The organism is Halomonas sp. H33-56, assembly GCF_040147035.1.
Taxonomy (GTDB): domain Bacteria; phylum Pseudomonadota; class Gammaproteobacteria; order Pseudomonadales; family Halomonadaceae; genus Halomonas; species Halomonas litopenaei.
Genome location: NZ_JAMSHP010000001.1, coordinates 4,071,601 through 4,096,868 on the forward strand (window position 1 = coordinate 4,071,601; position 25,268 = coordinate 4,096,868).

The 25,268-nt window shown below is 64.1% G+C and carries 23 protein-coding genes; 4 read left to right on the top strand and 19 right to left on the bottom strand.

What is annotated here, in order from left to right; all coding sequences use genetic code 11:
• Positions 1–38: 38 nt before the first annotated feature.
• The 8 genes from NFH98_RS17345 to NFH98_RS17380 form a co-directional block, all read right to left on the bottom strand.
• Entirely contained in the window at positions 39–1,511 is a 1,473-nt protein-coding gene (locus NFH98_RS17345) for a mannitol dehydrogenase family protein (RefSeq protein ID WP_108450155.1), read from the bottom strand.
• A gap of 60 nt (positions 1,512–1,571) precedes the next feature.
• Complete coding sequence (locus NFH98_RS17350; RefSeq protein ID WP_108132238.1) at positions 1,572–2,195, bottom strand: nucleoside triphosphate hydrolase; 624 nt, start codon at positions 2,193–2,195, stop codon at positions 1,572–1,574.
• 25 nt (positions 2,196–2,220) lie between these two features.
• Positions 2,221–3,024: an L-iditol 2-dehydrogenase gene (locus NFH98_RS17355; protein WP_348827130.1), complete on the bottom strand. Its 804-nt coding sequence runs from the start codon at positions 3,022–3,024 to the stop codon at positions 2,221–2,223.
• Positions 3,021–3,701 (bottom strand): HAD family hydrolase, encoded by a 681-nt coding sequence (locus NFH98_RS17360; RefSeq protein ID WP_348827131.1) that lies wholly within the window; start codon positions 3,699–3,701, stop codon positions 3,021–3,023. The genes NFH98_RS17355 and NFH98_RS17360 overlap by 4 nt, the downstream gene beginning before the upstream one ends.
• A 9-nt stretch (positions 3,702–3,710) precedes the next feature.
• Positions 3,711–4,853, bottom strand: coding sequence for an ABC transporter ATP-binding protein (locus tag NFH98_RS17365; RefSeq protein ID WP_045991259.1), 1,143 nt, complete (start codon positions 4,851–4,853; stop codon positions 3,711–3,713).
• Positions 4,854–4,990: 137 nt separating this feature from the next.
• Positions 4,991–5,881, bottom strand: coding sequence for a carbohydrate ABC transporter permease (locus tag NFH98_RS17370; protein ID WP_045991260.1), 891 nt, complete (start codon positions 5,879–5,881; stop codon positions 4,991–4,993).
• Between the two features lie 56 nt (positions 5,882–5,937).
• The gene (locus NFH98_RS17375; protein ID WP_045991261.1) at positions 5,938–6,828 is read right to left on the bottom strand and encodes a carbohydrate ABC transporter permease; all 891 of its coding nucleotides are present in this window, start codon (positions 6,826–6,828) and stop codon (positions 5,938–5,940) included.
• Positions 6,829–6,917: 89 nt separating this feature from the next.
• The gene (locus NFH98_RS17380) at positions 6,918–8,267 is read right to left on the bottom strand and encodes an ABC transporter substrate-binding protein (protein ID WP_108450158.1); all 1,350 of its coding nucleotides are present in this window, start codon (positions 8,265–8,267) and stop codon (positions 6,918–6,920) included.
• A 752-nt stretch (positions 8,268–9,019) separates the two neighbouring features.
• On the opposite strand from NFH98_RS17380, the gene NFH98_RS17385 reads away from it, so the two are divergent.
• The gene (locus NFH98_RS17385) at positions 9,020–10,327 is read left to right on the top strand and encodes an MFS transporter (protein ID WP_348827134.1); all 1,308 of its coding nucleotides are present in this window, start codon (positions 9,020–9,022) and stop codon (positions 10,325–10,327) included.
• Positions 10,328–10,466: 139 nt separating this feature from the next.
• Here NFH98_RS17385 and NFH98_RS17390 read toward each other — a convergent pair whose 3' ends face one another.
• The 4 genes from NFH98_RS17390 to NFH98_RS17405 all read right to left on the bottom strand — a co-directional run bounded on the left by NFH98_RS17390 (position 10,467) and on the right by NFH98_RS17405 (position 13,962).
• Complete coding sequence (locus tag NFH98_RS17390) at positions 10,467–11,426, bottom strand: sugar-binding transcriptional regulator (protein WP_045994626.1); 960 nt, start codon at positions 11,424–11,426, stop codon at positions 10,467–10,469.
• A gap of 68 nt (positions 11,427–11,494) precedes the next feature.
• Positions 11,495–12,850 carry an ATP-binding protein gene (locus tag NFH98_RS17395; protein ID WP_348827135.1) on the bottom strand — a complete coding sequence of 452 codons (1,356 nt, stop codon included), beginning with the start codon at positions 12,848–12,850 and terminating at the stop codon, positions 11,495–11,497.
• Complete coding sequence (locus NFH98_RS17400) at positions 12,847–13,524, bottom strand: winged helix-turn-helix domain-containing protein (RefSeq protein ID WP_045994628.1); 678 nt, start codon at positions 13,522–13,524, stop codon at positions 12,847–12,849. The genes NFH98_RS17395 and NFH98_RS17400 overlap by 4 nt, the downstream gene beginning before the upstream one ends.
• Positions 13,525–13,572: 48 nt before the next feature.
• Positions 13,573–13,962: a PepSY domain-containing protein gene (locus NFH98_RS17405; protein WP_348827136.1), complete on the bottom strand. Its 390-nt coding sequence runs from the start codon at positions 13,960–13,962 to the stop codon at positions 13,573–13,575.
• 167 nt (positions 13,963–14,129) lie between these two features.
• Between NFH98_RS17405 and NFH98_RS17410 the strand changes: the two genes are divergently transcribed.
• Positions 14,130–14,609 (top strand): PepSY domain-containing protein, encoded by a 480-nt coding sequence (locus NFH98_RS17410; RefSeq protein WP_348827137.1) that lies wholly within the window; start codon positions 14,130–14,132, stop codon positions 14,607–14,609.
• Complete coding sequence (locus tag NFH98_RS17415; protein WP_045994631.1) at positions 14,599–14,952, top strand: hypothetical protein; 354 nt, start codon at positions 14,599–14,601, stop codon at positions 14,950–14,952. The genes NFH98_RS17410 and NFH98_RS17415 overlap by 11 nt, the downstream gene beginning before the upstream one ends.
• Positions 14,953–14,986: 34 nt before the next feature.
• Here NFH98_RS17415 and NFH98_RS17420 read toward each other — a convergent pair whose 3' ends face one another.
• Positions 14,987–15,832, bottom strand: coding sequence for an ion transporter (locus tag NFH98_RS17420; protein WP_240184326.1), 846 nt, complete (start codon positions 15,830–15,832; stop codon positions 14,987–14,989).
• 220 nt (positions 15,833–16,052) lie between these two features.
• Positions 16,053–17,276, bottom strand: coding sequence for a 4-hydroxybenzoate 3-monooxygenase (gene pobA / locus NFH98_RS17425; RefSeq protein WP_108132227.1), 1,224 nt, complete (start codon positions 17,274–17,276; stop codon positions 16,053–16,055).
• Positions 17,277–17,448: 172 nt separating this feature from the next.
• On the opposite strand from pobA, the gene NFH98_RS17430 reads away from it, so the two are divergent.
• The gene (locus NFH98_RS17430; protein ID WP_349622993.1) at positions 17,449–18,381 is read left to right on the top strand and encodes a helix-turn-helix domain-containing protein; all 933 of its coding nucleotides are present in this window, start codon (positions 17,449–17,451) and stop codon (positions 18,379–18,381) included.
• Between the two features lie 139 nt (positions 18,382–18,520).
• Here NFH98_RS17430 and NFH98_RS17435 read toward each other — a convergent pair whose 3' ends face one another.
• The 5 genes from NFH98_RS17435 to NFH98_RS17455 all read right to left on the bottom strand — a co-directional run bounded on the left by NFH98_RS17435 (position 18,521) and on the right by NFH98_RS17455 (position 25,030).
• Positions 18,521–20,560 carry a CocE/NonD family hydrolase gene (locus NFH98_RS17435; RefSeq protein WP_124803588.1) on the bottom strand — a complete coding sequence of 680 codons (2,040 nt, stop codon included), beginning with the start codon at positions 20,558–20,560 and terminating at the stop codon, positions 18,521–18,523.
• 138 nt (positions 20,561–20,698) lie between these two features.
• Complete coding sequence (locus tag NFH98_RS17440; RefSeq protein ID WP_348827140.1) at positions 20,699–22,000, bottom strand: ATP-grasp domain-containing protein; 1,302 nt, start codon at positions 21,998–22,000, stop codon at positions 20,699–20,701.
• 193 nt (positions 22,001–22,193) lie between these two features.
• A complete protein-coding gene (locus NFH98_RS17445) occupies positions 22,194–23,483 on the bottom strand; it encodes a TRAP transporter large permease (RefSeq protein ID WP_349622994.1) in 1,290 nt (429 codons plus the stop codon).
• A complete protein-coding gene (locus NFH98_RS17450; protein ID WP_045995308.1) occupies positions 23,473–24,000 on the bottom strand; it encodes a TRAP transporter small permease in 528 nt (175 codons plus the stop codon). The genes NFH98_RS17445 and NFH98_RS17450 overlap by 11 nt, the downstream gene beginning before the upstream one ends.
• A 4-nt stretch (positions 24,001–24,004) precedes the next feature.
• Positions 24,005–25,030, bottom strand: coding sequence for a TRAP transporter substrate-binding protein (locus tag NFH98_RS17455; RefSeq protein WP_213231626.1), 1,026 nt, complete (start codon positions 25,028–25,030; stop codon positions 24,005–24,007).
• Positions 25,031–25,268 lie beyond the last annotated feature (238 nt).

The window sequence follows — 25,268 nt, forward strand, 5'->3', positions numbered from 1 at the left end:
CGACACGGTGCGTCGAAGCCGACGCGCTCAGCGGTGGGTCAGGACGCCAGCGCCTCCAGGGTCGCCCTGGCGCCCTTGTCCTGCAACAGCTTCAACGCCTCGACGTAGGCCACCACGAAGCGCGGCGAGTCGGCGAGATCCCCGAACAGCTCACGGTTCTCGATAAAGGCAGTGGGGTGCTCGCGCTGGGAACCGGCGAGCTCGGTCAGCCGATCCTTCCAGCGATCGACGATCACGATGGGCTGGCCCTGCTCGTCCACGCCTTCGGCGTAGCGCGCCCAGCTTGCCACCACCGCGGCAGAACGCTTGAGTTCGCCGCCGTGTTCGAGCTGGTGACGAATGACCGGCAACAGCCACTTCGGGATTCGGTCCGAGCTTTCAGCACAAAGCCGCGATAGCGTGTCTCTCACCTCGGGATTGGCGAAGCGCTCGATCAGGGTGTGCCGGTACTGATCGAGATCGACGCCAGGGACCGGAGGCAGTGTCGGGCTGCCCTCCTCGGCCATGTAGCCAAGCAGGAAGTCGATGAACAGCGGATCCTGACAGACCTCATGGGCGTAACGATAGCCGGCCAGATAGCCGACATAGCAAAGCGCCTGGTGGCCTGCGTTGAGCAACCTGAGCTTCATCAGCTCGTAGGGCTCGACGTCCTCGACCAGCTGCACGCCGACCTCATCAAACGCCGGTCGGTCACTGGCAAAATGATCCTCCAGCACCCATTGGGTGAAGGGTTCGCAGATCACCGGCCAGGCGTCTTCCAGTCCGAAGCGCTCGGAAAGCTCCTCGATGTCGCCCGGCGTGGTCATCGGTGTGATGCGATCGACCATTGAACTGGGGAAAGGCACTTCCGCCTCGACGTACTGCCCGAGCGCGCGATCACGAGCGTAGGCAAAGGCCGTGAACATGCGCCTCGCCACCTCGCCGTTGCCCGGGATGTTGTCGCAGGACATCACCGTGAAGGGCGGGATGCCGCGCTCGCGCCGGCGCTCGATCGCCGCCACGATCAAGCCAAAACTGGTACGCGGACGCTCGGGGTTGCACAGGTCATACACCACCTCGGCGGCATCGAGATCGAACTCGCCGGTGACCGGGTGGACGTTGTAGCCGCCCTCGGTCACCGTCAACGAGACGATCCGGATGGTCGGGTCCGACAGTGTCTCTATCACCGCCTCGGGGTCGTCCGGCGCGAAGCGGTAATCGATGATCGAACCGATGACGCGGGGTTCCAGCGCGCCATCGGGATGCTTGACCACCAGGGTATAGAGGTGGTCCTGGCTGGCCAGCGCCTCCTGCATGCGCTTGTCGCCTGGCATCACGCCGATGCCGACGATACCCCAGTCATGGGCCTGCCCGGCTTCCATCAGACGATCCAGGTACATGGCCTGATGGGCCCGATGAAAACCGCCGACGCCGAAATGGGCGATGCCCGGTGTCAGCGCCCGACGATCGTAGCTGGGCACCGAGATATGCGGAGCGAGGCCAGCCAGTTCCGCGTTGCAAAGTCGTGTCATGAAGGCTCTCCGCCAGATGAACAATGAGAAAGCAGAGCCGCTTTCCAAAAATGGGATTGGCTAGTGCCAGTGGAGATCGGCGGTGATCGAGCGGGTCTTGATCAGGCGCGCGTTGAGCATGTCCTTGTCCCGGGTCTTGGCGATGGCCCCGGCCTGGTCCTGGCCCATGCCGAGCCAGCGCTCGATCAATCGCTGCTCGAGCACCGTATCGGCGACCTCGAGAAACAGGCTGAAGTCGAAGTAGTCCGCCAGCGCCGGCCAGGGCCCGTGATCCAGCAGCAGGTAGTTGCCCTCGACGATCAGCACCCGATGACCGGGCGTGATCACCCGAGCACCGGCACGCGCCAGGTCCAGCGGTCGGTCGAATACCGGTACGGCCACGTCCCGGTCGGCTCGCTTCAGCCGCGCCAGGTCATGGCGCAGGCCATCCACATCGAAGGTTTCCGGCGCGCCCTTGATGGGCAGCAGCCCCTGCGATTCCAGCACGCCGTTGTCGAAGTGATAGCCATCCATGGGCACCACCTCGGCGACGCCGGGTTGCCGCTCGTTGAGCTGACGCGCCAGCCAGGCGGAGCGAAAGGACTTGCCGGCCCCCGGCGGGCCGGCCAGAGCAACGATATAGCGCGCCCTGCCCTCGCTGCGCGTCAGCAGTTCGTCAGCGATCGCTTCCATGGTGGGGGTCATCTGTCACCTCGCTCGTGCCCGTGGCTCAACTCATCCAATTGCCGCCATCGACGTTCAGGGTCTGGGCGATGACATAGTCGCTGTCGGCGCTGGCCAGAAACACCGCAGCGCCGGCGTAATCGTCCGGTCGCCCCATGCGGCCACAGGGCACCGCCTCGCCGACCAGTCGCTTCTTCTCGCCGAGGGGGCGTCCCTCGTAGCGGGCGAACAGGGCGTCGACCTCGTCCCACATGGGGGTATCGACCACCCCCGGGGCGATAGCGTTGACACGGATACCGTGGCGAATCAGGTCCAGCGCGCAGGACTGGGTCAGACTGATCACCGCTGCCTTGGTGGCGCAATAGGTGCTGACCAGAGGCTCGCCACGCCGCCCGGCCTGGGAGGCCATATTGATGACGACACCGCCACGTTTCGCCTCGACCATCGCCCTGGCCACCGCCTGCAGGGTGAAGAACAGCCCCTTGACGTTGACCGCGAACTGGCGCTCGAAGTCGGCCTCATCCACCTCGAGCACCGGCGCCATGCCAAATACCGCCGCATTATTGACCAGCACGTCGATAGCGCCAAAACGTTTCTCTACCTTTCGAACCATAGCAGTGATGGCGGTGTTGTCGCGGACATCCAGCGCAGTACCCATCGCACGCTCACGGTCGAAACCTTCCAGCGCCTCGTCGATGGCCTCGCTGTCGACATCCGCGATCACCACGCGCGCGCCCTCCTCGGCGTAACGCCGGGCGATGGCGAGCCCGATCCCGCGTGCACCACCGGTGATCACGGCGGTCTTGTCCTGGAGCTTGCCCGCCACCGGGCCAACAGAGGCGTCTTTCATACGCTGGCCTGCTGACGCTGCTGCCAGTTGGACACCAGGGCGGGCAATTGCGCCATATGGGTCATCACCTGCCACACACCGAGTTGGCTGAGCCGTTCGGCGTGATCGGCGGGCAGATGGCTTGCCCCGACGAAGCCGATGACCGTCATGCCGGCGGCCAGCGCGGCGCTGGCACCGGCGATGGAGTCCTCGACCACCAGGCAGGCACCAGGGCTGACCCCCAGGGTCTCGGCGGCCAGCAGGTAGACACCGGGATCGGGCTTGGGCTTGTCGACCTGCTCGGCACAGAAGATCGGCGCCGTGCCCAGTACCTGATCCAGACCGGTACGCGACAACGAGGCGACGACCCGCTGACGACGACTGTTGGAGACCACCGCCTTGGTACCGGGAATCGCCGCCAGCGCCTGCGCCACGCCATCGATGGCGGTGAGTTCGCGAGCGAGGCGGGCGTCGATCTCGTCGTCGAGCAGGGCCAGCGCCTCCTTGGGCAGCGCGTGGGCGCTCTGGCCGTCGAGAAGCTCGAGAATCGCCGCGGTGGTGCGGCCCAGGGCTTCATTCAGGGCCGCCTCTACGTCGAGGTCGGGTAGCCACTCGGCCAGCCGATCGGCCAGGGTCGCCTCGGCGATCACCTCACTGTCCACCAGCACGCCATCGCAGTCGAAGATCAGGGTCGTCATGGTCGCTCCTCAGGCTTCCGCGGTACTGGCGGCACGATTGTCCTGGCGGGTCAGCGATGCCAGCGGGTGACGCTCCAGGCTTGCCAGCGCCAGACCCTGCTCACCGAACAGATGTGCCCGGCCCGGCTCGAAGCCGAAGCGAATCTCGTCTCCCACCCGGTGGGTCACGTCGCCATCCACCATCAGCGTCAGCAAGTCGCCGTCCATCTCCACGTACAGCGAGGTCTGTCCGCCCAGCCGCTCGATCACGCTGACGCTGGCCTTCAGCGGTCCCTGGTCGTCGAGCATCAGATGCTCGGGACGGATGCCGAGCTCCAGCGCCTGGCCCTGGGCCACCTCGTCGCCTTCCACCGGCACCTTGACGGTATCGCCGCCCGGCACACGCACCTCGACCCCCTGGGCGTCGCCGGCAACGGCCTCGACCTTCAGGAAGTTCATCTTGGGCGAGCCGATGAACCCCGCCACGAAACGATTGCGCGGATGGTGATACAGCTCCATCGGCGAGCCGACCTGTTCCACCACGCCGCCCTGGAGCACCACGATCTTGTCGGCCATGGTCATGGCCTCGATCTGGTCATGGGTCACATAGATCATGGTCGCCTTGAGCTCTTCGTGCAGACGCGCCAGTTCGATGCGCATCTGTACCCGAAGCGCCGCATCCAGGTTGGACAATGGCTCGTCGAACAGGAAGATGCTGGGGTTGCGCACGATGGCGCGGCCGATCGCCACACGCTGGCGCTGACCGCCGGAAAGCGCCTTGGGCTTGCGCTCGAGTAGGGGCTCCAGCTGCAGGATCTTCGCCGCGTCCAGCACTTTCTGGCGGCGTTCCTGCTGGGACACCCCCGCCAGCTTGAGGCTGAAGCCCATGTTGTCCTCCACCGTCATGTGGGGGTACAGCGCATAGCTCTGGAACACCATGGCCAGCCCCCGCTCCGCCGGCCCCAGGTCGTTGACCCGCTGGCCGTCGATGACGATATCGCCGTCACTGGTGCTTTCGAGTCCCGCGATCATCCGCAAAAGGGTCGACTTGCCGCAGCCGGACGGGCCGACGAAGACCACGAATTCCTGGTCCTTGACCTCCAGATCGACGCCCTTGATGACGTGGGTGTCGCCGAAGCTCTTGACCACCTGGTTGAGTGTCAGTGTTGCCATCTTGTTGTCCTCGAAGTTCTGTCAGGGGCGCCTCGGCGCCGCCTGAAATATCTGTCTGCCGGTGCGTCGTTCACCGCGCCGAAGATCGGTTTTTTCATCGCGCCGAAGGCCGGTCACCTCACCGCGCCGAAGATCGCTCACTTCACCGCGCCAAAGGTCAGACCACGGACCATTTGCTTCTGAGTCAACCAACCAAAAATCAGGATCGGCGCGATGGCCATGGTCGAGGCCGCCGACAGCTTGGCCCAGAACAGTCCCTCGGGGCTGGAGAAGGAAGCGATGTAGGCGGTCAACGGCGCCGCCTGAGAGGTGGTCAGGTTCAGGCTCCAGAAGGCCTCGTTCCAGCTCAGGATCACCGACAGCAATCCGGTGGAAGCGATCCCCGGCAGGGTCAGCGGCAGCAGCAGGTACCACACCTCCTGGAAGGTGCTGGCACCGTCCATGCGGCCCGCTTCCAGAATCTCCCTGGGCAGGTCCTTGAAGAAGGTGTAAAGCATCCACACCACGATCGGCAGGTTCATCAAGGTGTAGACGATGGTCAGGCCGATGCGGGTATCGAGCAGGCCGAAGTCGCGAAACAGCAGATAGATCGGTACCAGCACGCCCACCGAGGGCAGCATCTTGGTGGACAGCATCCACAGCAGGGTGCCCTTGGTGCGCTTGGTCGGCAAAAAGGCCATGGCATAGGCCGAGGGCACTGCGATCAACAGCGCCAGCAGGGTCGAACCAAAGGAAACGACAACGCTGTTCCAGGCGAACTTGAGATAGTCGGCCCGCTCCTGTACCTCGACATAGCTTTCCAGTGTCGGGGTGAAGATCAGGCTGGGATCGGCGATGGCCTCGGCTTCGGTCTTGAAGCCGGTGACGATCATCCAGAAGATCGGAAAGAAGATGATCAGGGCCACGCCCCAGCCCAGCAGGGTGATGCCGAACTTGCGCCTGCGCTGGGCGCGCAGGGCCGAGGCACCTCGCCCGGCGTCGGCGACCGGCGCCTTGACGCTGTCGCCGGTGGTAGTGGTGGTGGTCATGTGGTGCACCTCGTCAGCTTGTTGTTGGTCGATGGGTCGTCAGCGGCCGCAAGGCGCTACTGCTCGAGGTTCTTGGCCACCATGCGCACCAGGAAGATGGCGACGATGTTGGCCAGGATGATGGCGATGACGCCGCCGGCGGAGGCGGTGCCCACGTCGAAGTCGAGCAGCGCGCGGATGTAGATCAGGTAGGCCAGGTTGGTGGTGGCCAGCCCCGGTCCACCCGAGGTGGTGACGAAGATTTCGGCAAAGATCGTCAGCAGGAAGATCATCTCGATCATCACCACCACGCTGATGGCACGCTTCAGGTGCGGCAGGGTGATGTAGAAGAAGATCGCCACCGGGCCCGCACCATCCATGCGTGCTGCCTCGACCTGATCGTCATCCAGCGACTGCATCGCGGTCAGCAGGATCAGCAGCGCAAAGGGCAGCCACTGCCAGGACACGATGATGATGATCGAGGTCAGCGGCAGGCTCGAGAACCAGTCCACCGCCGGCAGCCCCAGGCTCTCGGCGAGCCAGGCGAATACGCCGTTGGCCGGGTGCATCATCATGTTCTTCCACACCAGGGCGCTGACCGTGGGCATCACGAAGAACGGCGAGATCGCCAGCACTCGGGCGACGCCGCGCCCCATGAAGTCCTGCTGGAACAGCACCGCCAGCAGGGTGCCACCGACCACGGTGATGGCCAGTACCCAGCCCACCAGCAGCAGGGTGGTGCCCATCGCCGACCACAGCGCCGGGTCGGTCAGCAGGTATTCGTAGTTCTCGAAACCGGCAAAGCCGGTCATGCTCGGCATCAACAGGTTGTAGCGCTGAAACGAGAACCAGACGGTCATCGCCAGCGGCACGATCATCCACAGCAGCAGCAGAGTAACGGCCGGCGCCTGCAGCGAGAGGGTGCGAAGCCCTCCGACGGTGCGCCCGGAAGTACGGTTCTTGTTCATGGGAGATCACGCTTGGTCAGGCCTGCGGGGTAAGTCCGCAGGCGATCGGAGCCAGGGGCCGACCGTGGAGGCCGGCCCACGAACGAGCTTCAGTCGGTATAGCCGGCGCGCTTCATGGTGCGCTCGGTGGCCCGCTGGGCGGCGGACAACGCCTGCTCGACGCTGGTCTCGCCGGTCAGGGCCGAGGCCACCATCTGGCCGACCTGGGTGCCGATGGCCTGGAACTCGGGGATGCCGACGAACTGGACGCCCACGTAGGGGTTCGGCTCGAGGCTCGAGTCGAGCGGGTCGGCCTTGCTGATGGCGTCGACCACGAAGCTGGCGAAGGGCGCGGCCTCGATGTACTCGGCGTTGTCGTAGGTGGACTGGCGGGTGCCGGGGGGCACGCTGGTCCAGCCTTCACGCTCGCCGACCAAGGCCACGTATTCAGGCGAGGTGGCCCAGGTCACGAACTGACGAGCCGCATCCTTGGCATCCGAAGAAGCGGGGATGGCCAGCGCCCAGGCCCACAGCCAGTGAGAGCCCTTGGGGGTCTCGGCCACCGGCGCCGGGGCGAAGCCAAGCTGGTCGGCGACCTGGGACTCATCGGCATCGAACAGCTTGCCCGCCGCCGAGGTGGCGTCCACCCACATGGCGCAGTTGCCGCGCGAGAACAGCGCCAGGTTTTCGTTGAAGCCGTTGGAGCTGGCACCGGCCGGACCGTAGTTGTCGAGCAGGTCGACGTAGAAGGCGACCGCCTCCTGCCAGGCCGGGCTGTCGATCTGGGCGTTCCAGTCCATGTCGAACCAGCGGCCGCCGAAGGTGTTGGTCAGGGTGGAAACGAAGGCCATGTTCTCGCCCCAGCCCGGCTTGCCACGCAGACAGATGCCGGCCACTTCGCCGTCGTCGTCGTGCAGGGCTTCTGCCCAGTCACGCACCTGGCTCCAGGTGGGCTGCTCGGGCATCTCGATACCGGCCTCGGCGAACAGATCCTTGCGGTAGTAGAGCATCGAGCTTTCGGCGTAGAACGGCAGCGCGTAGAGGCTACCTTCGTGACTCAGGCCATCGCGCACGGGTCCCAGCAGGTCATCGACCTGATAGCTCTCGGGCAGATCATCCAGCGGCTCGAGCCAGCCCCGCTCGGCCCAGATCGGGGCCTCGTAACTGCCGATGGTCATGACGTCGAACTGGCCACCCTGGGTGGCGATATCCGTGGTCATGCGCTGACGCAGCACGTTCTCTTCCAGTACCACCCAGTCGAGGGTGATGTCCGGATGCGCCTTCTCGAACGCTTCGGTCAGGCTCTGCATGATCACCATGTCGTTGTTGTTGACGGTAGCCACGGTGATGGTCTCGGCCTGGGCGGCTGACGCGCCCAGCGACAGCACCAGCGCACTTGCCGGCACCAGCGGCCTGGACAGCGCCGCGCAAAGAGGACGGAGGGTGTAAGACGGCTTCATGGCGCACTCCTGATCGTTACCCGCTTGGCGGGGATATTGTTGTACCGCCGACGCGAATCCTCGGACTCGTCGTGGTGGTCGGGCATTGCGTGCATCCGAGCAAGCCAACGCTGCGGATACCTCACCCAGAAAATGATCAATCAAATCACTTGATGATCAAATGATCGAACACAGCCACACAAAACGCAAAGCCGATAGCTTTAGACTTTAGCGGTACACGGACGCCTTTCAGCCCCTGCCCCGGCAACCACTCATCGACGTAAATCAGCCAAACGTCTGGCCTTCACCGAGCTCGCACAAAACAGCAAATATTAGATATTCAGCCTCTTCATTACCTTGTTGTTTAAAGGCTTTTCATCTTCCCATGGTATTTTCCCGCCCCTGGCTTCAGCCTGGCCCCTTACCTCGAAAAGCCGTTGTAACAGTCAGCACTTTCTTTAAAATCAATCGACTAACCCAATACTCTCCTTATTTTCCATATATAGAAATCTTATTCCCTATATGGAATAAAATTGACGCTCTCAGACCCGCCTCCTAGGCTTCGATCGATCGCTGATCCGGCAGTTCGATGCGTCCTTTGCGGCACTTCTGCAGATCCACCGCGCGACCTGTCATTTATTTCCCTGCCTTCTCGTCCGGTGCCCCGGGGCCCTTGCGTGAAGCGCCGGCCAGGGCCTCGCCGAGCATGCCTGCAGGCCCCACGCCACCACGCATGCCACGCCAATCGATCCTGGATCGAGGGAGCCACAACAATGACAGACCACGCTGCTCTGCCTCCGGCCATCGCCAACAAGTCCAATCGCAAGCGCTACTTCCAGTTCAGTCTGATGCTGCTGGCGGCAGGGTCCATCTATCCCCTGCTCTACCTGCGCCAGAATTTCGAAACACCGATCCTCGAGGTCTTCAACATCACCTCGAGTGAACTCGGTAACTTCTATTCCATGCTGGGTGTCGTGTTCTTCCTGTGCTACCTGCCCAGCGGCTGGCTCGCCGACAAGTTCTCGCCCCGCCTGCTGGTGACGGTCTCCATGGCCGGCACCGGGCTGCTCGGATTACTGTTCGCGACCATCCCTTCCGGCGTCATGCTGACGATGGTGTTTCTCGGCTGGGGCCTGACCTCGGGGCTGACCTTCTGGTCGGCGATGCTGAAGGGGGTGAAGATGCTGGCCAAGAAAGACGAGCAGGGTCGCTTCTTCGGTATCCTCGATGGCGGGCGCGGACTGATCGAGGCGATCCTGGCGACCATTGCGATCAGCCTGTTCGCGTACTACCTCAACGACCAGCAGGACAACACCACCGAGGCGCTCAAGGTGGTGGTCTACATGTATTCGTTCACCTGTCTGGTGATCGCCGCCTTGACCTTCATCTTCTTCACTCGCCATGACGGCTCAGAGATACGCGCCAAGAAGATCAAGACCAGCGGCAATGTACTCGCCGACCTCAAGCATCTGGCGTCGATTCCGGCGCTGTGGCTGGTTGCGCTTATCATCCTGTGCGGCTACCAGCTGTTCTGGGCGACCTATTCCTTCTCGGCCTATGTCCAGGAGGGATATGGCGTCACCGCCGTCGCCGCCGGCGCCATCACCGTGGCCAAGCTGTGGATGCGCCCTATCGGCGGCATCACCGCCGGCTTTCTCGGTGACCGCTTCGGCAAGACCAATGTGCTGGCACTGCTGTTCCTGGGCGCCACCGCCTTTCTGGCCACCTTGATCCTGATGCCGACCTCGGTGGGCACGGTGGCCTTGCTGGCGGTGGTGCTGATGATCGGTGTGCTCACCTATGCGTTGCGCGGACTGTACTGGGCGATACTCGATGACTGCGATATTTCCATGGAGGTGGCGGGACTGGCCATCGGCGTAATCTCGCTGCTCGCCTACACCCCGGACATCTTCCTGCCGCAGATCTACAGCTTCCTGTCGGCACGCTTCGAGGCGGTCACCGCCTACCAGCTGTACTTCGGCTACATCGCCTGCATGGGCATCGTCGGGATGCTGGCATCGCTCAAGCTCAAGGCGATCACCGCGCGCAAGGAGCAGCAGTTGCAGCACCAGCAGGCGTGAAGGCAAGCAGGCCAGATCCACACGAAGTGACGAAGAAGCGCATCAGACAACACCCTCGCGCCCCGGCGAGCCGCCGGGGCGCGAGGGTGTCAGGAAGGGGGCCAGGCAAAGGCGCTCGACGATACAGCAGCCGTGCTGCCTAGATTTGCGAGGAAAGGCGCTCGACGATATAGCGCGCCGCCTGATCGTCGGTGATCAGACTGGTCAGCCAGCCGCCGCGCAGCGCGGCCAGGATGGCCGGCCCCTTGTCGCGGCCACCGGCCACCGCCACCATCGCCTGACGCTTCAGCGTGGTCAGCGGCAGGCTGGTCACTCGCTGACTGGTGGAACAGTCGATCAACCGGCCATCGGCATCCATCGGCCAGCCCACCAGCTCTCCCACGGCGTCCAGCGCCAGCAGCTCGTCGAGTTCCGACTCGCTGATGAAATGATCCTGAAACAGCGTCGCCTGGCGATCGATCCGCCCTACCCCGACGAAGGCCGCGCTGGCCTGCTCGGCCACCTCGCCGATGGCGCGAAACAGCGGCTGTGCCGCCAGCGCCCGCTTCTCCTCGACCGAACTGGCGACCACCGGCGTCGGCAGCAGGTAGCGCTCGCCGCCGGTCTTGTCCGCCGCCACCATGACCCCGTCGTAGCGGTTGGACGAGCCGTCCCTGGCCACGTTGCCGACCAGCGAGACGAAGCGATGACGTGGACGGTCGATCCGGCTCAGGGCCTCCACGGTCGCACGAATCGAGCGGCCGGAGCCCAGCGACAGGGTCTGCGGCTCGCTGCGCTCGATGATGCGTGACAGACGCTCGGCGCCGGCCACAGCCAGGTAGGGGGTACTGTCCTCGGCGGTGGCGGACGCAGGCACCACGTCGCAGTAGTCCAGTTCGAAACGTTCACGGATGGCCTGGGACAGTGCGGTGCAGTGGGCCACGGGGTGGTCGATATGGACCTTGACCAGGCCTTCCTGCCTGGCCAGCGCCAGCAGTCGCTGCACGCCCGGACGGGAGACCCCAAGCTGTGCGGCGATCTCATCCTGTGTCTGTCCACCCACATAGGAAAGCCAGGCGGCTCGTGCGGCCTGGTCCAGCTTGACCTCGAACTTGTCCACGCATCGTCTCTCTGGCTGATCGAACAGCCTGCATCATCGCAAGCCAGGGACACCGGCACAACGCAGGCTTACTCGGCCGGCGCCTTTTCCAGCAAGCCGCCGGGCAGCGTGACGCTTACCCTCAGTCCACCGAGCGCCGCGCGATCCAGGGTCATCGTACCGCCGTACAGTGACACCAGTTCCTCGACGATGGAAAGCCCCAGCCCACTGCCGGGGCGGCGCTCATCCAGACGCACGCCGCGCTTGAGTACCGCCTCACGCTCTTGCGCGCTCATGCCCGGACCGTCATCTTCCAGACGCAGGCGCACGCTGTCCCCTTCGAGCCAGAGATCGAGCTCGACCCGGGTGCGCGCCCAGTCGATGGCATTCTCCAGCAGGTTGCCGGTCAGCTCCTGCAGATCGTTGGGATCGATGCGCAGCGCCAGCCCATCCGCCACGCGGGTCTCGAGACGGATACCGCGACGCGTTGCCAGCCGAGACAGGCCGTCCAGCACCGGCGCCAGCACCCTGGCCAGACGTACCCTGGCGGCCAGGGCGGCGCTGCCGACGGCGCTGGCACGGGCCAGGTGGTGGCGCACGGCAGCATCGATACGTCCTAGCTCCTGGCGCATCCTGGCTCGCTCGGTCTCGGGAAGGCGTTCCGCCTGGGTCATCAACACGCTGACCGGCGTCTTGAGCGCGTGGGCCAGATTGCCGGCGGTGGCGCGACCGCGCTCGATCAGCCGCCGGTCATGGTCGAGCACCTCGTTCATGGTCACCGCCAGTTCCGCGAGCTCGGTCGGCAGCCGGGTATCGAGGCGCTCCCGCTGGCCGCCCTTGACCGCCGCCAGATCCGCGTGAAGCGACCTCAAGGGCGCCAGCCCCCAGCGGATCTGCAGCGCCAGACCGGTCAGCAACAGCACGCCGAGCCCCAGCAGCGACAGCCATAGCAGCCATTCGAAGCGTGCCACTTCGGCATCGAGCTCCTGACGGCTGACCGCCAGGCTGACGTGAACGGGGTGGGGATGCCCCGACAGCCTGAGGGAACGCTCGACCAGCCTCAGCCGCTGCCCACGAGGCCCTTCGATGGTGCGCCAGACGGTGTCCGGGGAGGCGGTGATCGGCAGGCGCTGATCCCATAGCGAACGTGAGCCCCGGGAAAGGCGCTCGCCGTCGCTGATCTGCCAGTACCAACCGGAGAACACCTGATCGAAGCGCGCATCGCCGAGACTGTCGTTGACCACCAGGGCACCGCTCTGGGGATCCCGATCCAGGGCCGCCAGCAGCACCCGGTGCATCGACGACAGGCGTTCGTCGAACGAGGCCGAGGCGGATTCGCGAAAGCTGTAGGACAGCCCACCGCCGACCAGCGGCAGGATCACCAGCACCAGCACCAGCGACGCCAGCAGCAGCCGCCGGGTCAGCGAACCGCGCGGCGGCGTCACGGCGCATCCTCTCCCGCCGGGGTCACCAGGCGATAGCCCTCGCCGCGTCGTGTCTCGATCCGCTCGCTGCCGAGCTTGCGCCGCAGGCGACTGATCTGGACGTCGATGACGTTGGAATCGGGTTCATGGTCACGGTCGTAGACGTGCTCGGCCAGCTCGGCGCGACTGACCACCCGCTCGCGGGCATGCATCAGGTAGGACAACAACCGTGACTCCTGAGCCGTCAGCGCCACCGGCCTGCCGGCCAGCGTCACGGCCCCCGTGTGGGTGTCGAAGCTGAGCGCCCCGGCGCTGAGCACCGGGTGGGCGTGGCCGTGGCTGCGGCGCACCAGGGCCCGCAGCCGAAACATGACTTCGGCGGTCTCGAAGGGTTTGGTGACGTAGTCGTCGGCCCCGGCAGAAAAGCCCGCAGCCTTGTCGGACCAGCGCTCTCGCGCGGTCAGCACCAGCACCGGCAGGTCGATGTCGTCGTCGCGCCACTGGGCCAGCCAGCGGGTGCCATCGCCATCCGGCAGTCCCAGGTCGAGCACGACTGCGTCGTAGCGCTCGGTGCGCAGCAGAAAATCCGCCTCGCCTCCGGTCGCCGCGACCTCCACCAGCAGCCCGCCTTCCTCGAGGGAGGCGGCGAGCGCTTCGCTCAGCGCCTGGTCATCCTCGACCAGCAGAATCTTCATGCCACGCCTCCTCCGGCGTCATCCCTGTATTGCGGTGATCCCCGCGGGCTAGTCGGCGTCGCGCGGCGCTGGGCGCTGCATGGCATCGATGCCGACCCCTTCGATGCTCAACAGCTCACCACTGCCTGCGTCGAACTCGAACTCCACGACCTGTCCCTGGGCGCCGACCAGTTCGATCTCGTAGAGGATTCTGCCGTCGTCACGTTCGAGCTCCACTTCGAGCACCTGCCCGTCGTAGCGCTCATCGAGCCAGTCCAGCAGCGTCGGCAACGCCACCAGCCGGCCCTCACGCACCTCCTGGTGCAAGTCACGCCAGTCGTCATCCGCGCGGGCGAAACGGATTCCCAGCGACTCGCTCGCCAGTGCCGCGAGGCTGACGTCGTCGCTCGGGCGCGGGGCCTGGGCCAGGCTCGCGGCCATCACGGACGTGCATAGCAAGAAAAGTGTCTTGGAGGTCATGAGGCGAAGTCTGACCCACTGCAGATGAATGAAAGATGAACGATCCCGTCAGGCTGGCGACAGGTCCCCCCTGTCAGGATGGTCCCACTCGCCGAGATCACCAAGCACACGGTGAGCTTACCTCAACAGCGAATGGAGTCCCCAGCATGAACAAGACTGTCACCCTGAGCCTGGCCGCCCTGACCTTGAGCGGTACCCTCGCCACCAACGCCATGGCCGACGATGAAGCCGTCAACCGGGAGGAGATCGACCGCCTGCTGGCCAGCACCGGGGAGTACGGCTTCACCCACTACGATGAGCTGGATATCGACGACGGCGATCGTTTCGAGGCGGAAGGCTGGCGCGACGACGGCTGGCGCCTGGACGTCGACATGGACCTCAGCGACGGCAGCCTGCTGGGCGAACAGCGGCGCCAGAGCGAGATTCCGACCTGGAGCCTCAGCGGCGACGATGTCGGCAAGGCGCTGGACGCCGCCCAGTCGGCCGGCCTGGAACTGTTCAGCTCGCTGGATGTCGACCGTACAGGTGATATCGAGATCGAAGGCTACGACGCCCAGCACCAGGAGCTCGAGGTCCGCCTCGATCGCCATACCCTTGACGTGACCGGAGTCCAGCATGACGACTGATCATTCCTTCAGCACCGACGACTACCAGCACAACGCCGCCTGGAGGGCGGCGTCCCGTTGGCAGCAACGCGCTCGCCAGGCACGCCCCACCCGCCGGATGGGTGGCTTCAAGCTGGCTCTCGCCACCCTGGTCGGCGCCGTCACCCTGGTGCTGGCCACCATGATGGCCCTGGTGCTGAGCCTGGTGGGACTGGCGCTGATGCCGCTGGTGCGTCACCGCATGAAGAAGCGCATGGAGGCCTACCGCGCCGATCATGCCGACGACATCACGCCTGGGGCGACCACCCGAGCCCCCGGCCAGGACGATGCCCGCGTGTGGGAAGGCCAGTATGAGGTCAAGTGAAGCACCCGGCGGGCGATGCAGCGACGAGTGCGCGTCACTCGCGCGGATCGCCTCCCGGCAGCCGTTCGGGACCGGGCTCGGGCACCTGATCAGACCCGCCTGCCCTGTCTTCGCGGGCAACCTGCCCGCTTGACGGGGCGTCGCTGCTGGCATCGAGTGCCCCCCTCAGGGCCACCACCTCGGCCTTGAGTTCTCGCACCTCGCGGTGCAACTCTCGCAGCATGTCTCGATTGACCCGATGCAGCCGTTCGGACTCGTCCTCCTGATCATCGATGAACAGTGAACCGACGTAGGCCGCGAAGCTACCGAACAGACCCACACCGGCCACCATCAACAGCGCCGCCACCACCCGTCCCAGCGACGTCACCGGATAGTAATCGCCGTACCCCACCGTGGTGACGGTGACGAAGGCCCACCACAGCGCCTCCTCGGCGGTATCGATGGCACTTTCCGGGTTGGGGCCTTCCACCACCAGGATCACCACCGAGCCGAAGATCAACAGCAGTACCGTGGCCGAGGCCACCGAGGCGAAGATGCCCTTGGCCTTGTTGCGAAACAGCAGGTTCCAGATCAGGTGTACCGACTTGATCGCGCGCAGCATGCGGATGATCTGCACTACGCGCACCAGACGGCCAGCCATCAAGAAGCTCACCGGGATACTCGCCAGCAGATCGATCCAGCCCCAGCGCATAAAGCGCCACTTGCTTTCCGCACGGTGGAAACGGATGCAGAAGTCGGCAAAGAAGAAGCCGCAGACCACCAGGTCCAGCTTGAAAATCAGGTCATCGACCTCCGGCGGCAGGTCATTCAGCTCCTGCACCGCCATGGCACCAAGCACGTAAAAGGAGAGGATCAGAATCAGGATCTGAAATGGGGTCAAGCTCTCTTGTTTCATGGGGTTCGACATCGACCGGGAAGCAGAATCACGACCTTACGCGATGCACCGGAAGCTGCCTAGCGGCAGGACACGCCCCGAGCCCTCACCAGGTCAACGTCGACCCATTGCACCTTTCCCTGTCGATGCCCCGATGTCGGTATTGCCCCTGACCGAGAGCCGCTTTTCCCTCGCAGGTCCCTCGCCGGCAGATACCTCTATGACGCTACTCCAGGGGTTCGTAGGGCAGCCCCACGTAGTTTTCGGCGATGGTGGTCAGGCCCGCTGTCGAGCCGGTCAGATAATCGAGCTCCGCCAATTGCATGCGCGCCTCGAAGTCTTCCTCGTCGCTGAAACGATGCAGCATCGACGTCATCCACCAGGAGAAGCGCTCGGCCTTCCAGATACGCTTGAGGCACACCTCGGAGTAGCGCGGGATCAGATCGCTGCGCCCTTCGTTAAACACCTTCACCAGCAGGCGATACAGGGTGTTGACGTCACTCGCCGCCAGGTTCAGCCCCTTGGCACCGGTGGGCGGCACGATATGGGCGGCGTCCCCCACCAGAAACAGGCGACCGTACTGCATCGGCTCGACCACGAAGCTGCGCAGTGGTGCGATGCTCTTTTCGATCGAAGGCCCCGTCACCAGAGTCTCGGCCACGTCTTCCGGCAGGCGCCGTTTCAGTTCGTCCCAAAAACGCTCATCGGACCAGTCCTCGACCTTCTCATCGAGGCCCACCTGCACGTAGTAGCGGCTGCGATTCTCCGACCGCATACTGCACAGGGCGAAGCCCCGCTCGTGGCGCGCGTAGATCAGCTCATCGGTCACCGGTGGCGTGTCGGACAACAGTCCCAACCAGCCAAACGGATAGACCCGCTCGAAGGTCTTCAGGCGCTCCTGCGGGATCGATTGGCGTGACACGCCGTGGTATCCATCGCACCCCGCCACATAGGCACAGCGCAGACGGTACCCCTTGCCTTCATGCTGAAAGGTGAGGGAGGGCGACTCGCTCTCCAGATCATGGGGGGTGACGTCGCTGGCCTCGTAGTAGCTGATACCGCCTTCTCGCTCGCGTGCTTCCATCAGGTCCCGGGTGACTTCGGTCTGGCCGTACACCATCACCTGCTTGCCATCGGTGTGCCCCGCAAGGTCGACGCGTACCCGGCGGTTGTCGAAGGCAAGCTCAAAGCCGTCGTGGGGCAGGCCCTCGGCATCCATGCGTTCGCTGACACCGGCTTCACGCAGCAGGTCGACCATGCCCTGCTCGAGCACCCCGGCACGAATACGTCCCAGCACATAGTCGCCGCTCTTGCGTTCGACGATCACATTGTCGATCCCGGCCCGGCTGAGCAGTTGCCCCAGCAGCAGTCCGGAGGGCCCGGCCCCGATGATGGCGACCTGGGTCGTGAGTTCACTATCGATACGCTCGGGGGAAGATGTTGTCGTCATGGTGGCTACCTCGTCAGCGGAACGTTATGGTTATGCCTTGTATTTTTCGCTGAAACACCACCCCAGATAAGGCATATTCCTCGCCACAAACTGGACTTTTCGCGGAATCTACCCTGACATTTGTCGTAGTCACGCTCAATCACCTCCCCGGCAACCGCCAGGAGCGCAGACCATGAACCCCGAGACCCCGTCCACCACGATATCGTCAGCGGTTACCACCTTTACCCTTTACGGGGAAACCGGTAGCTGGCCGACCCCCGACCTGCTGCACTGCGAGTCCATCGCCGAACGCAGTCGGCTTCACGATTGGCGCATCCATCCTCACCGCCACGTCGACCTGACTCACCTGCTGCTGCTGTACGCGGGCGAGGTCGAACTGCAACTGGAAGACAGCCGACAACGGCGGGCCGCCCCGCTGCTGATCCTGGTGCCTGCGCTCACCATTCACGGGTTTGCCTTCGCTCCGAACATCCAGGGCCACATCCTGACCCTGGCGGCACCGCTGGTCAGCCACCTCGAGCAGGTACTGCCGGACGCCAGCAGGGTCTGGCGCAGCGCGGGAGTCACTGCACTAGCCGACGCCAGACACCGACTGCAGGCATTGGTGGAACATATCGACGGGGAATACCGACGGCCGGCGCGGGACCGCGACGTGCTGCTCGACGCCTTGATCCAGGCGCTGACGGTGGAAGCGGCTCGCCTGGCGACGCATCCGGCCACCCGGGCCAGGTCTGCCGTGAGCACCGATCCCGGCCACGGCCACCTGGCCCGCTACCAGACACTGATCGAGCGGCGCTTTCGCCAGCAGCCGAGCATCGAGGAAATGGCGCGCGAGCTGGACATCAGCGCGGCCCACCTCAACGTCCTGTGCCGGCGCCTGGCGGACCAAAGCGCCCTGGCGGTGCTGCACCAGCGTCTGCTGCTCGAAGCCAAGCGCGAGTTGACCTATACCAACCTGACCATCGCCCAGATCGCCGATGGCCTGGGCTTTTCCGAGCCCGCCTACTTCACCCGCTTCTTCAAGCGGCTCAGCGGAGTGGCTCCCCGCGACTTCCGCCGCCGCCAGTTCCATCGTCAAGGCGACGGATCGCCAAGCTCGCCCTAGGCGCTGTCCGAAAAGTCGACGAGCGAAGGTTAGACAAGGCAAAAATCGGTGAGACAGCGCAGTTTACGGGGTGTAAATGAGCATGTTGATCCGATTTTTAACGCCGTATTACCGAGCGCAGGCACTTTTCAGACAAGCCCTAGACCAGATCCCGGGGGAAGACCTCATCCCAGCTTCGCGAAAAGACTCGAGTATCGCCCTGCCAGGCGTCCAGGGTGGCACGCACCCGAAAGCTGTCGGCGTCGCTGGTCAGCCGAGTGCGAGTCAGGGTGTGGATCTCCCAGTCCCCCCGGCGGAAGGTACGTTGCCACTCGGTCCAGCCGGTAACACTGTCGTAGTTGCCGTAGGAATAGCTGTAGCGCTCGGTCACCGAGCCGGAGATGTCCAGCGCGATATCGTCCAGCCGGTAGCTGCCCTCGTCGTGGAACACCTCCAGTGTGGTCTGGTCATTGGCCAGATCTCGGATCACCTTCCAGCTTTCCTGGGAAGGCTGCAGCAGCGTCTTGGCCAGCGGTGGCGCCCCTTCCGGCTCCTCGAAGGGGCGCAGAGCCGCTTCTTCCGCCGGCCTGGGGACCCTGGTCGGCAGCACCAGGCGACAGGCACCAGGCCACAGTGTCAGGCGTACCGGCCTTGGTGCAGGCCATACCAGCGGCCAGTAGCTGGTCGAGATCGCCAGCCGGATGGCGTGCCCCGCCGGAAACTGCTGGGCAATATGCTTGAGACACACCGTCACGCGGTAGCGGCGCCCCGGCACCAGAGGCTCCGGGTGTTCGTCGCTGTCACGATGGGTCAGGTTGAGCACCCCATAGGACACCCGTGTCGCCTTGTCGTCCTCGGCGATATCGACAAGACGCAGCGCCACCATCGCCACCGGCTGGTCGGCGGACAGTTCCAGCTGCACCGATGGGGCACCACAGATTTCCAGATCCTGCTCGAGCCGGGGCGTCTGGAAAATCAGGGCGCCGCCGTCCTCGTCACGCTGGTCGTGAGGCAGATCCGGCGGTGCGTTGTAGGAACACCACTTGCCGGCATACAGGCCCACCGACAGCGGCGAGCGGATATCCAGGCTCTCGTCGTCATCGCCGTCCTTCGCGTCGGTGCCGTCCTCGCCACGCAGGTCATGTCCGCTGGTCAGCCGCCAGCTCCGGGACATGATGTGGGGAGAGGGCCAGCTCGGCTCGGCGACCCAGCGACCGGGACGAGCGCTGTAGCGCGCCGATGGCGGCATCGATTGCTGCATCCAGACCCTCAGCATCGGTTCGTCCATGATCCCGGTATCCTGGTCCTTCAGCCAGTGGTCCCACCACCGTAGCCCTTCCTGCAGGAAGCCGATGGCCGGCCCCGGTACCCCGAGGTGGGGGTACTTGTGAGCCCAGGGGCCCACCAGCCCCTTGCGTGGCGAGGTCAAACCGGCCAGCAGCCGGAAGACGGCGTTGCAGTAACCATCCGCCCAGCCGCTGATGGCGTACACCGGCACCTGGATACGGCTGTAGTCCTCGCACACCGAGCCATGTTTCCAGTAGTCGTCACGTCGCTGGTGCTGAAGCCAGCGCGAAAGCCAGAGGCCGCTGCCGTCCAGGCGATCGAGCCACATCCTGAACCAGTCGCCACCCACCAGCGCCGGGTCGGGCGGGATGGCATTGCCATCGAACATGGTCGACGCCCAGGAAAGATTGTCGGCCAGCAGGCAGCCACCCATATGGTGGATATCATCGGCGTAGCGGTCATCGGTAAAACAGATGGTGATGACCGCCTTGAGCTGCGGTGGGCGCATGGCGGCGATCTGCAGGCCGTTGAAGCCCCCCCAGGAAATACCGACCATGCCGACACTTCCCGTACACCAGGGCTGGCGTTCCAGCCACTCGAGTACCGCCACCCCGTCGTCCAGTTCCTGCTGCAGGTACTCGTCGGTCAGTACGCCATCGGATTCGCCGGTGCCTCGGATATCGACGCGAACCCCGGCATAGCCATGCCCGGCCCAGTAAGGATGCACCTGAGCGTCTCGCTCCGCGGTCAGGTCACGCTTGCGATAAGGCAGGTACTCGAGGATCGCCGGCACCGGATCATCGTCGGCGTCGACCGGCCGCCAGATACGGGCAGCCAGCCGCGTGCCGTCGGCCAGTGGAATCCAGGTTTCCTGCTCCATCACCTTGCGCGGAAAATCGCTGACCACCCGCATCGTCGCTCCTTGCACTGGCTTCAAGCTCACCCTGTCGAGATCGCCCTGTCCATACCGCGCTGCCGAGATCGCCCTACCCCTGCAACCTGGCCACTCCAGCGCTCTCGGTGACGCTCGGTACAGCGGCGGCGCGCCGACTCAACTATCGATATCGCCGAATGCGAAGATCAGTCGGGCCGCCAGTTGCTGATAGCGACGAAGCAGCGCCTGATAGTCGTCGCCCCCCATCCAAATATAGGCCAATGCGAAGCTGTAGCTATCCTGTTCTGGCAGGCTCGACAGACGCTGCCCCTCCTCCACCTGCAGACTGATCACCGTGCCGGGGTAGTCCTGTTCGAGTTGTGCGAGGGTCTGCGCCGAGGGAACCCGTTCGACGGTGGCGTCATGGAAGAACACGCGGTAGAAGAACTTGGCCGCGACCGCGTAGGCGCCCTCCCGGTGGGGCAGTCTCGGACGCTGCCCCAGCGCCAGGTCCACCGTCACCTGCTGATGGCTGATCCCGTCGACCTTCTCGAACAGGTCGCAATGTGACTGGGAAATGCGTGTGTTGATCTCGAGCAGCCAGATGCGATCCTGGAGTTCGTCCCAGAAAAACTCGACGTTGAACGCGGATTGATCGAAGCCGGTGCGGGTCATGACCAGGCGGGTGGCGTCGATCATCTGCTGCTGAACCCTTTGTGGCAGGGCCGAGGGGTACAGATAGTGGAAGAAGCTCAACACCCCTGGGTAGCGAATCGAGTCGACCACACCATAGACCACGACCTCGCCATCGTGGACGTAGCCTTCCAGCGTGCATTGCCAGCCGCCGATGATTTCCTCGGCCATGCAGTAATGGCCATCGATCGCCGCGATCTCCGGAGGCAGGTTGGCCTGATCCAGCACGCTGTTGAACGGCTCGGCGATGGAACCGATCTCCGCCTTCAGACGGTCAATGGCAAGCGCAAAGTCTTCCGGCGTCTCGATGCGAAAACCGAGCCGTGAGCCCGACGACTTGATCGGCTTGACGAAGAAGGGAAAGGACAGCCCCGCCGCACCGATCTGACCCAACGCCGCCTCGTCGAAGGGGTCGAAGGCGGTGAACCCGGGGATGTACTGCGGCACCACCTCGCGCTGAACGCAACGGCTCCAGTACTTGTGCTCACACTTCAGCAAGCTTTCCAGCGACGTCGATCGGGTACCGAATCGCTTGCACAGGATCGGCAGCATCGTGGATACCGGAAAATCCATATAGCCGATGATCGCGTCTATCGGCCTGCCGAATCGGTCCAGGGTCTGGCCGGCTTCCTCGAGCATCGCGGGAATATCGAATTCTTCGGTGTCATAGACCGCCTCCGGCGCAATAATTCGGTGAAAGCGCCATTCTTCGGCACCCTTCAAGCGCAGCAGACGCTCATGATTGTCATCGTTCAGCCCCACCACAAAAATATTGCGCGCACTCACGTCAAGCCCTCGCGTCATTACGATGGTGTCACGCTGCAAGCTTAGTGAAACGCGCCTCCCACAAAGGCTCATATTGGACTAGAGCGTCATATCAGAAACCTCATCCATCCGACATTAAATGCATCAAAAAAGCCCGCCGTATGGCGGGCTTGGGGTGAGCTGAGCGTAATACTGGCCGCCGCTTCGATGCCGACTACAGCAAAAAGAGGGTGCTCAAGGTCGGGAACAACAGCAACAGAGCCAGGCGCACAAAGTCAGACACGATAAAGGGAGAGACGCCTCGGAAGATCTCTCCCAGTCCCACATGGGGCGCCATGGCCTTGATCACGAAGACGTTCATCCCCACCGGCGGCGTGATCAGCCCCAACTCGACCGTCAGCACCGTGACGATGCCAAACCACACCGGGTCGATACCCAGGCTCTGAATGATCGGGAACACCACCGGCACCGTGATCACCAGCATGGCGATCGAGTCCATGAACATGCCGAGCAGGAAGTACATGGCCAGGATGCACAGCACGACAACGAAGGGCGTCAGCTCCATGGCAAACAGACTGTCGCTGATGGAGAACGAGATGCGTGAGAGCGAAATGAAGTAGCCCAGCGCCTCGGCACCGACCAGCATGAAGAACACCACCGCCGACAGCGCCAGGGTCTCCTGGACCGCAGACCACAGCTCCCGTGCACGCAGCCCCTTGACCAGGGCGTAGATCAGGGTGGCAAAGGCACCGACACTGGCCCCCTCGGTGGGAGTGAAGATGCCCCGGTAGATGCCCAGGATCATGACCAGGAAGACCGCGAAGAAGGGCACCAGCCCGCCGAGCGAGGCAAGCTTCTCGCCCCAGCTCGTCGCTTCCCCTGCCACCGCCAGTTCCGGCTTGACCCGCATGACCACGCTGACGGTCAGGGCGTACAGCACCAGTCCCAGGAGCCCGGGCACCAGACCCGCCATGAACATGTCACCCACCGACTGCTCGGTCAGGATGGCATAGATCAGCAGGGCGATACTGGGCGGAATCATGATGCCTAGGGTGCCGCCCGCGGCCAGCGCCCCGGTGGCCAGGCCACGATGGTAGCCGTATCGCTCCATCTCCGGCAGGGCCACCCGGGTCATGGTGCTGGCGGTGGCCAGAGAAGATCCGGAAATCGCCGAAAAGACGCCACAGGAGCCGACGGCGGCGATCGCCAGGCCGCCCTTCCAGCCACCGCAGATCACCCGAGCCGACTGGAAAAGCTTGCCGGCCATGCCAGAATGCGCCGCCAGCACGCCCATCAGGATGAACATCGGAATCGCGCTGAAGCTGTAGTTGGACAACACCTCCACCGGCACCGACTTCAACATCGATACCGCCGCGCCTAGATCGATGATCGTGGCAAAACCACCGACACCGACCAGCAGCATCGCCAGAGCTACTGGCACCCGCAGGATCATCAACACCAGCAACAGCAGCAGCCCGAACCCGCCGATCGTCTCAGTCGCCATGGGACACCTCCGCACTCTGGCCGAACAGCGCCCCCAGGAGCGCGTGCAGCAGGCTGCGCAACGCCAGCAGAGCACTGAGCACTGCAGCGACAAGATAGATCGGCCCGAGCGAGATCCTCAGGTCCTGGGTGACCTCGCCGTACTCGACAGCGGCGTGGGCCGCACCCACCAGGCCCGTCGCCAGCACCCCGCCAAGCACCGCAAAGCCCAGCAGATAGACGCCATGCAGGCGCGCTGCGATGGACGCAGGAAGACGGTGGGAAAAGGCCTCGACCACCACCTGGCTCTTCTCCACGCTGGCCGACATGGCCGCCAGCAAGGCAAACAGCATCAGGTAGCTGACCAGTTCGACGCTACCGAAGACCTGAAAGGAGATAGCGCCATCGGTCAGACGCTGCAGGTAGCGTGTCACCACGTCGGCGATGGTCACCGCCAGCATCAGTATCAGACAGCCGCCCGCCACCCAGCGACAGACCAGGGCCAGCCAACGGCTGGCCCCTTCCAGAAAGGGTTGCATGGCGTCACTCCGTCCCGGCGCAGCTTTCACGTGCCGCCAGCGCCGCCTGATAGACGTCATGCGCCTGGCTCAAGCCGCGCTCCTCGAGTCCGCTCAGGTAATCCTCGATGCCCTGCTGGAGCGGCGGCGCCCAGTCGGCGTTGTCGAGGGGCGCATCGACCACCCGAATAGTGTGGCCGGCGTCCACCGCTTCCTGCCGCCCCACCTCGTCGATGGCGTGGAACACCTCCCCCGCATTGAGTGCCCACTGCATGCCGGAGTTGGCATCGATGACCGCCTGCTGCTCCGGCGTCAGCCGATCGTAGGCACGCTGGCTCATGGTCGCCACAAAGATCAGCGAATAGAACGGCACCTGGGTGTGGTATTCGACCAGCTCGTTGATACGAAACCCCTTCATGCCTTCCCAGGGAAAGCTCAAGCCATCGAGCACGCCCCGCTGCATGGAGGTATAGATATCCGGGGCAGGCATGCCTACCGGGCTTGCCCCCATGTTTTCGAGGATATCGCCTGCCACCGCGGTCGGGCGACGGATTCGCAGTCCTTCCAGATCGGCCGGTACCTGGACGTCGGTATCCACGGTATGGATGTAACCGGGACCGGTGGTGAACATGAACAACACGCGAGTATCGTCGTACTCTCCCCCCAGGCCGCCATCGTCGTGCAGGGTCTGCAGGATGCATGAACCCTGTATCGCGGAATCGGCCACCCCGGGGAGTTCGACGATCTGCGACAGCGGGAAGCGCCCGGCGGTATAGCCCTGAGCGGTGGCGCCGATATCGGCGATGCCGTTTACGGTCGCCTCATAGATGTCGTCAGCCTTGGCCAGGGTACCGGCGGGAAAGACCTGAACACGCAGATCACCGCCGGAGTCTTCCTCCACCGCCTTGGCCCACTGCTCGAAGATCTGGGTATTGATACCAGAGGCACCAGGCCAGAAGTGGGCCATGCGCAGCGTGGTCGCCGCTTGAACCGAGGCACAGGAAAGGGCCGTCAGGGATGCGGCCATCAGGCACGCGAGGGGGGTCTTCATGGGGATCCTCCGGACTTTATCGTTATCGGCGACGCGCGCTCATTATTGGTCTCTCGCTCGACACCGTTTCCGGCAACTCGACCAGTGGCGCTAGTTCGCATAGTGAACTTCTGTTCGTTTTTCAGTTCAAAAGATAAACTACCTGGCCACACAACGAAAAGCGACTTTGGTCTAGCGAAAGGCCAGGCACCGACGGGAACCAGGCTCTCTTCCCCAGAGTGGTGCCAAGGAGGCGACT

What these genes read in the sequence shown, in the direction of transcription:
- NFH98_RS17345 (WP_108450155.1), bottom strand. Translation starts at nt 1,511, where the DNA reads ATGACACGACTTTGCAACGCGGAACTGGCTGGCCTCGCTCCGCATATC.
- NFH98_RS17350 (WP_108132238.1), bottom strand. Translation starts at nt 2,195, where the DNA reads ATGACCCCCACCATGGAAGCGATCGCTGACGAACTGCTGACGCGCAGC.
- NFH98_RS17355 (WP_348827130.1), bottom strand. Translation starts at nt 3,024, where the DNA reads ATGAAAGACGCCTCTGTTGGCCCGGTGGCGGGCAAGCTCCAGGACAAG.
- NFH98_RS17360 (WP_348827131.1), bottom strand. Translation starts at nt 3,701, where the DNA reads ATGACGACCCTGATCTTCGACTGCGATGGCGTGCTGGTGGACAGTGAG.
- NFH98_RS17365 (WP_045991259.1), bottom strand. Translation starts at nt 4,853, where the DNA reads ATGGCAACACTGACACTCAACCAGGTGGTCAAGAGCTTCGGCGACACC.
- NFH98_RS17370 (WP_045991260.1), bottom strand. Translation starts at nt 5,881, where the DNA reads ATGACCACCACCACTACCACCGGCGACAGCGTCAAGGCGCCGGTCGCC.
- NFH98_RS17375 (WP_045991261.1), bottom strand. Translation starts at nt 6,828, where the DNA reads ATGAACAAGAACCGTACTTCCGGGCGCACCGTCGGAGGGCTTCGCACC.
- NFH98_RS17380 (WP_108450158.1), bottom strand. Translation starts at nt 8,267, where the DNA reads ATGAAGCCGTCTTACACCCTCCGTCCTCTTTGCGCGGCGCTGTCCAGG.
- NFH98_RS17385 (WP_348827134.1), top strand. Translation starts at nt 9,020, where the DNA reads ATGACAGACCACGCTGCTCTGCCTCCGGCCATCGCCAACAAGTCCAAT.
- NFH98_RS17400 (WP_045994628.1), bottom strand. Translation starts at nt 13,524, where the DNA reads ATGAAGATTCTGCTGGTCGAGGATGACCAGGCGCTGAGCGAAGCGCTC.
- NFH98_RS17410 (WP_348827137.1), top strand. Translation starts at nt 14,130, where the DNA reads ATGAACAAGACTGTCACCCTGAGCCTGGCCGCCCTGACCTTGAGCGGT.
- NFH98_RS17415 (WP_045994631.1), top strand. Translation starts at nt 14,599, where the DNA reads ATGACGACTGATCATTCCTTCAGCACCGACGACTACCAGCACAACGCC.
- pobA (WP_108132227.1), bottom strand. Translation starts at nt 17,276, where the DNA reads ATGACGACAACATCTTCCCCCGAGCGTATCGATAGTGAACTCACGACC.
- NFH98_RS17430 (WP_349622993.1), top strand. Translation starts at nt 17,449, where the DNA reads ATGAACCCCGAGACCCCGTCCACCACGATATCGTCAGCGGTTACCACC.
- NFH98_RS17435 (WP_124803588.1), bottom strand. Translation starts at nt 20,560, where the DNA reads ATGCGGGTGGTCAGCGATTTTCCGCGCAAGGTGATGGAGCAGGAAACC.
- NFH98_RS17445 (WP_349622994.1), bottom strand. Translation starts at nt 23,483, where the DNA reads ATGGCGACTGAGACGATCGGCGGGTTCGGGCTGCTGCTGTTGCTGGTG.
- NFH98_RS17450 (WP_045995308.1), bottom strand. Translation starts at nt 24,000, where the DNA reads ATGCAACCCTTTCTGGAAGGGGCCAGCCGTTGGCTGGCCCTGGTCTGT.
- NFH98_RS17455 (WP_213231626.1), bottom strand. Translation starts at nt 25,030, where the DNA reads ATGAAGACCCCCCTCGCGTGCCTGATGGCCGCATCCCTGACGGCCCTT.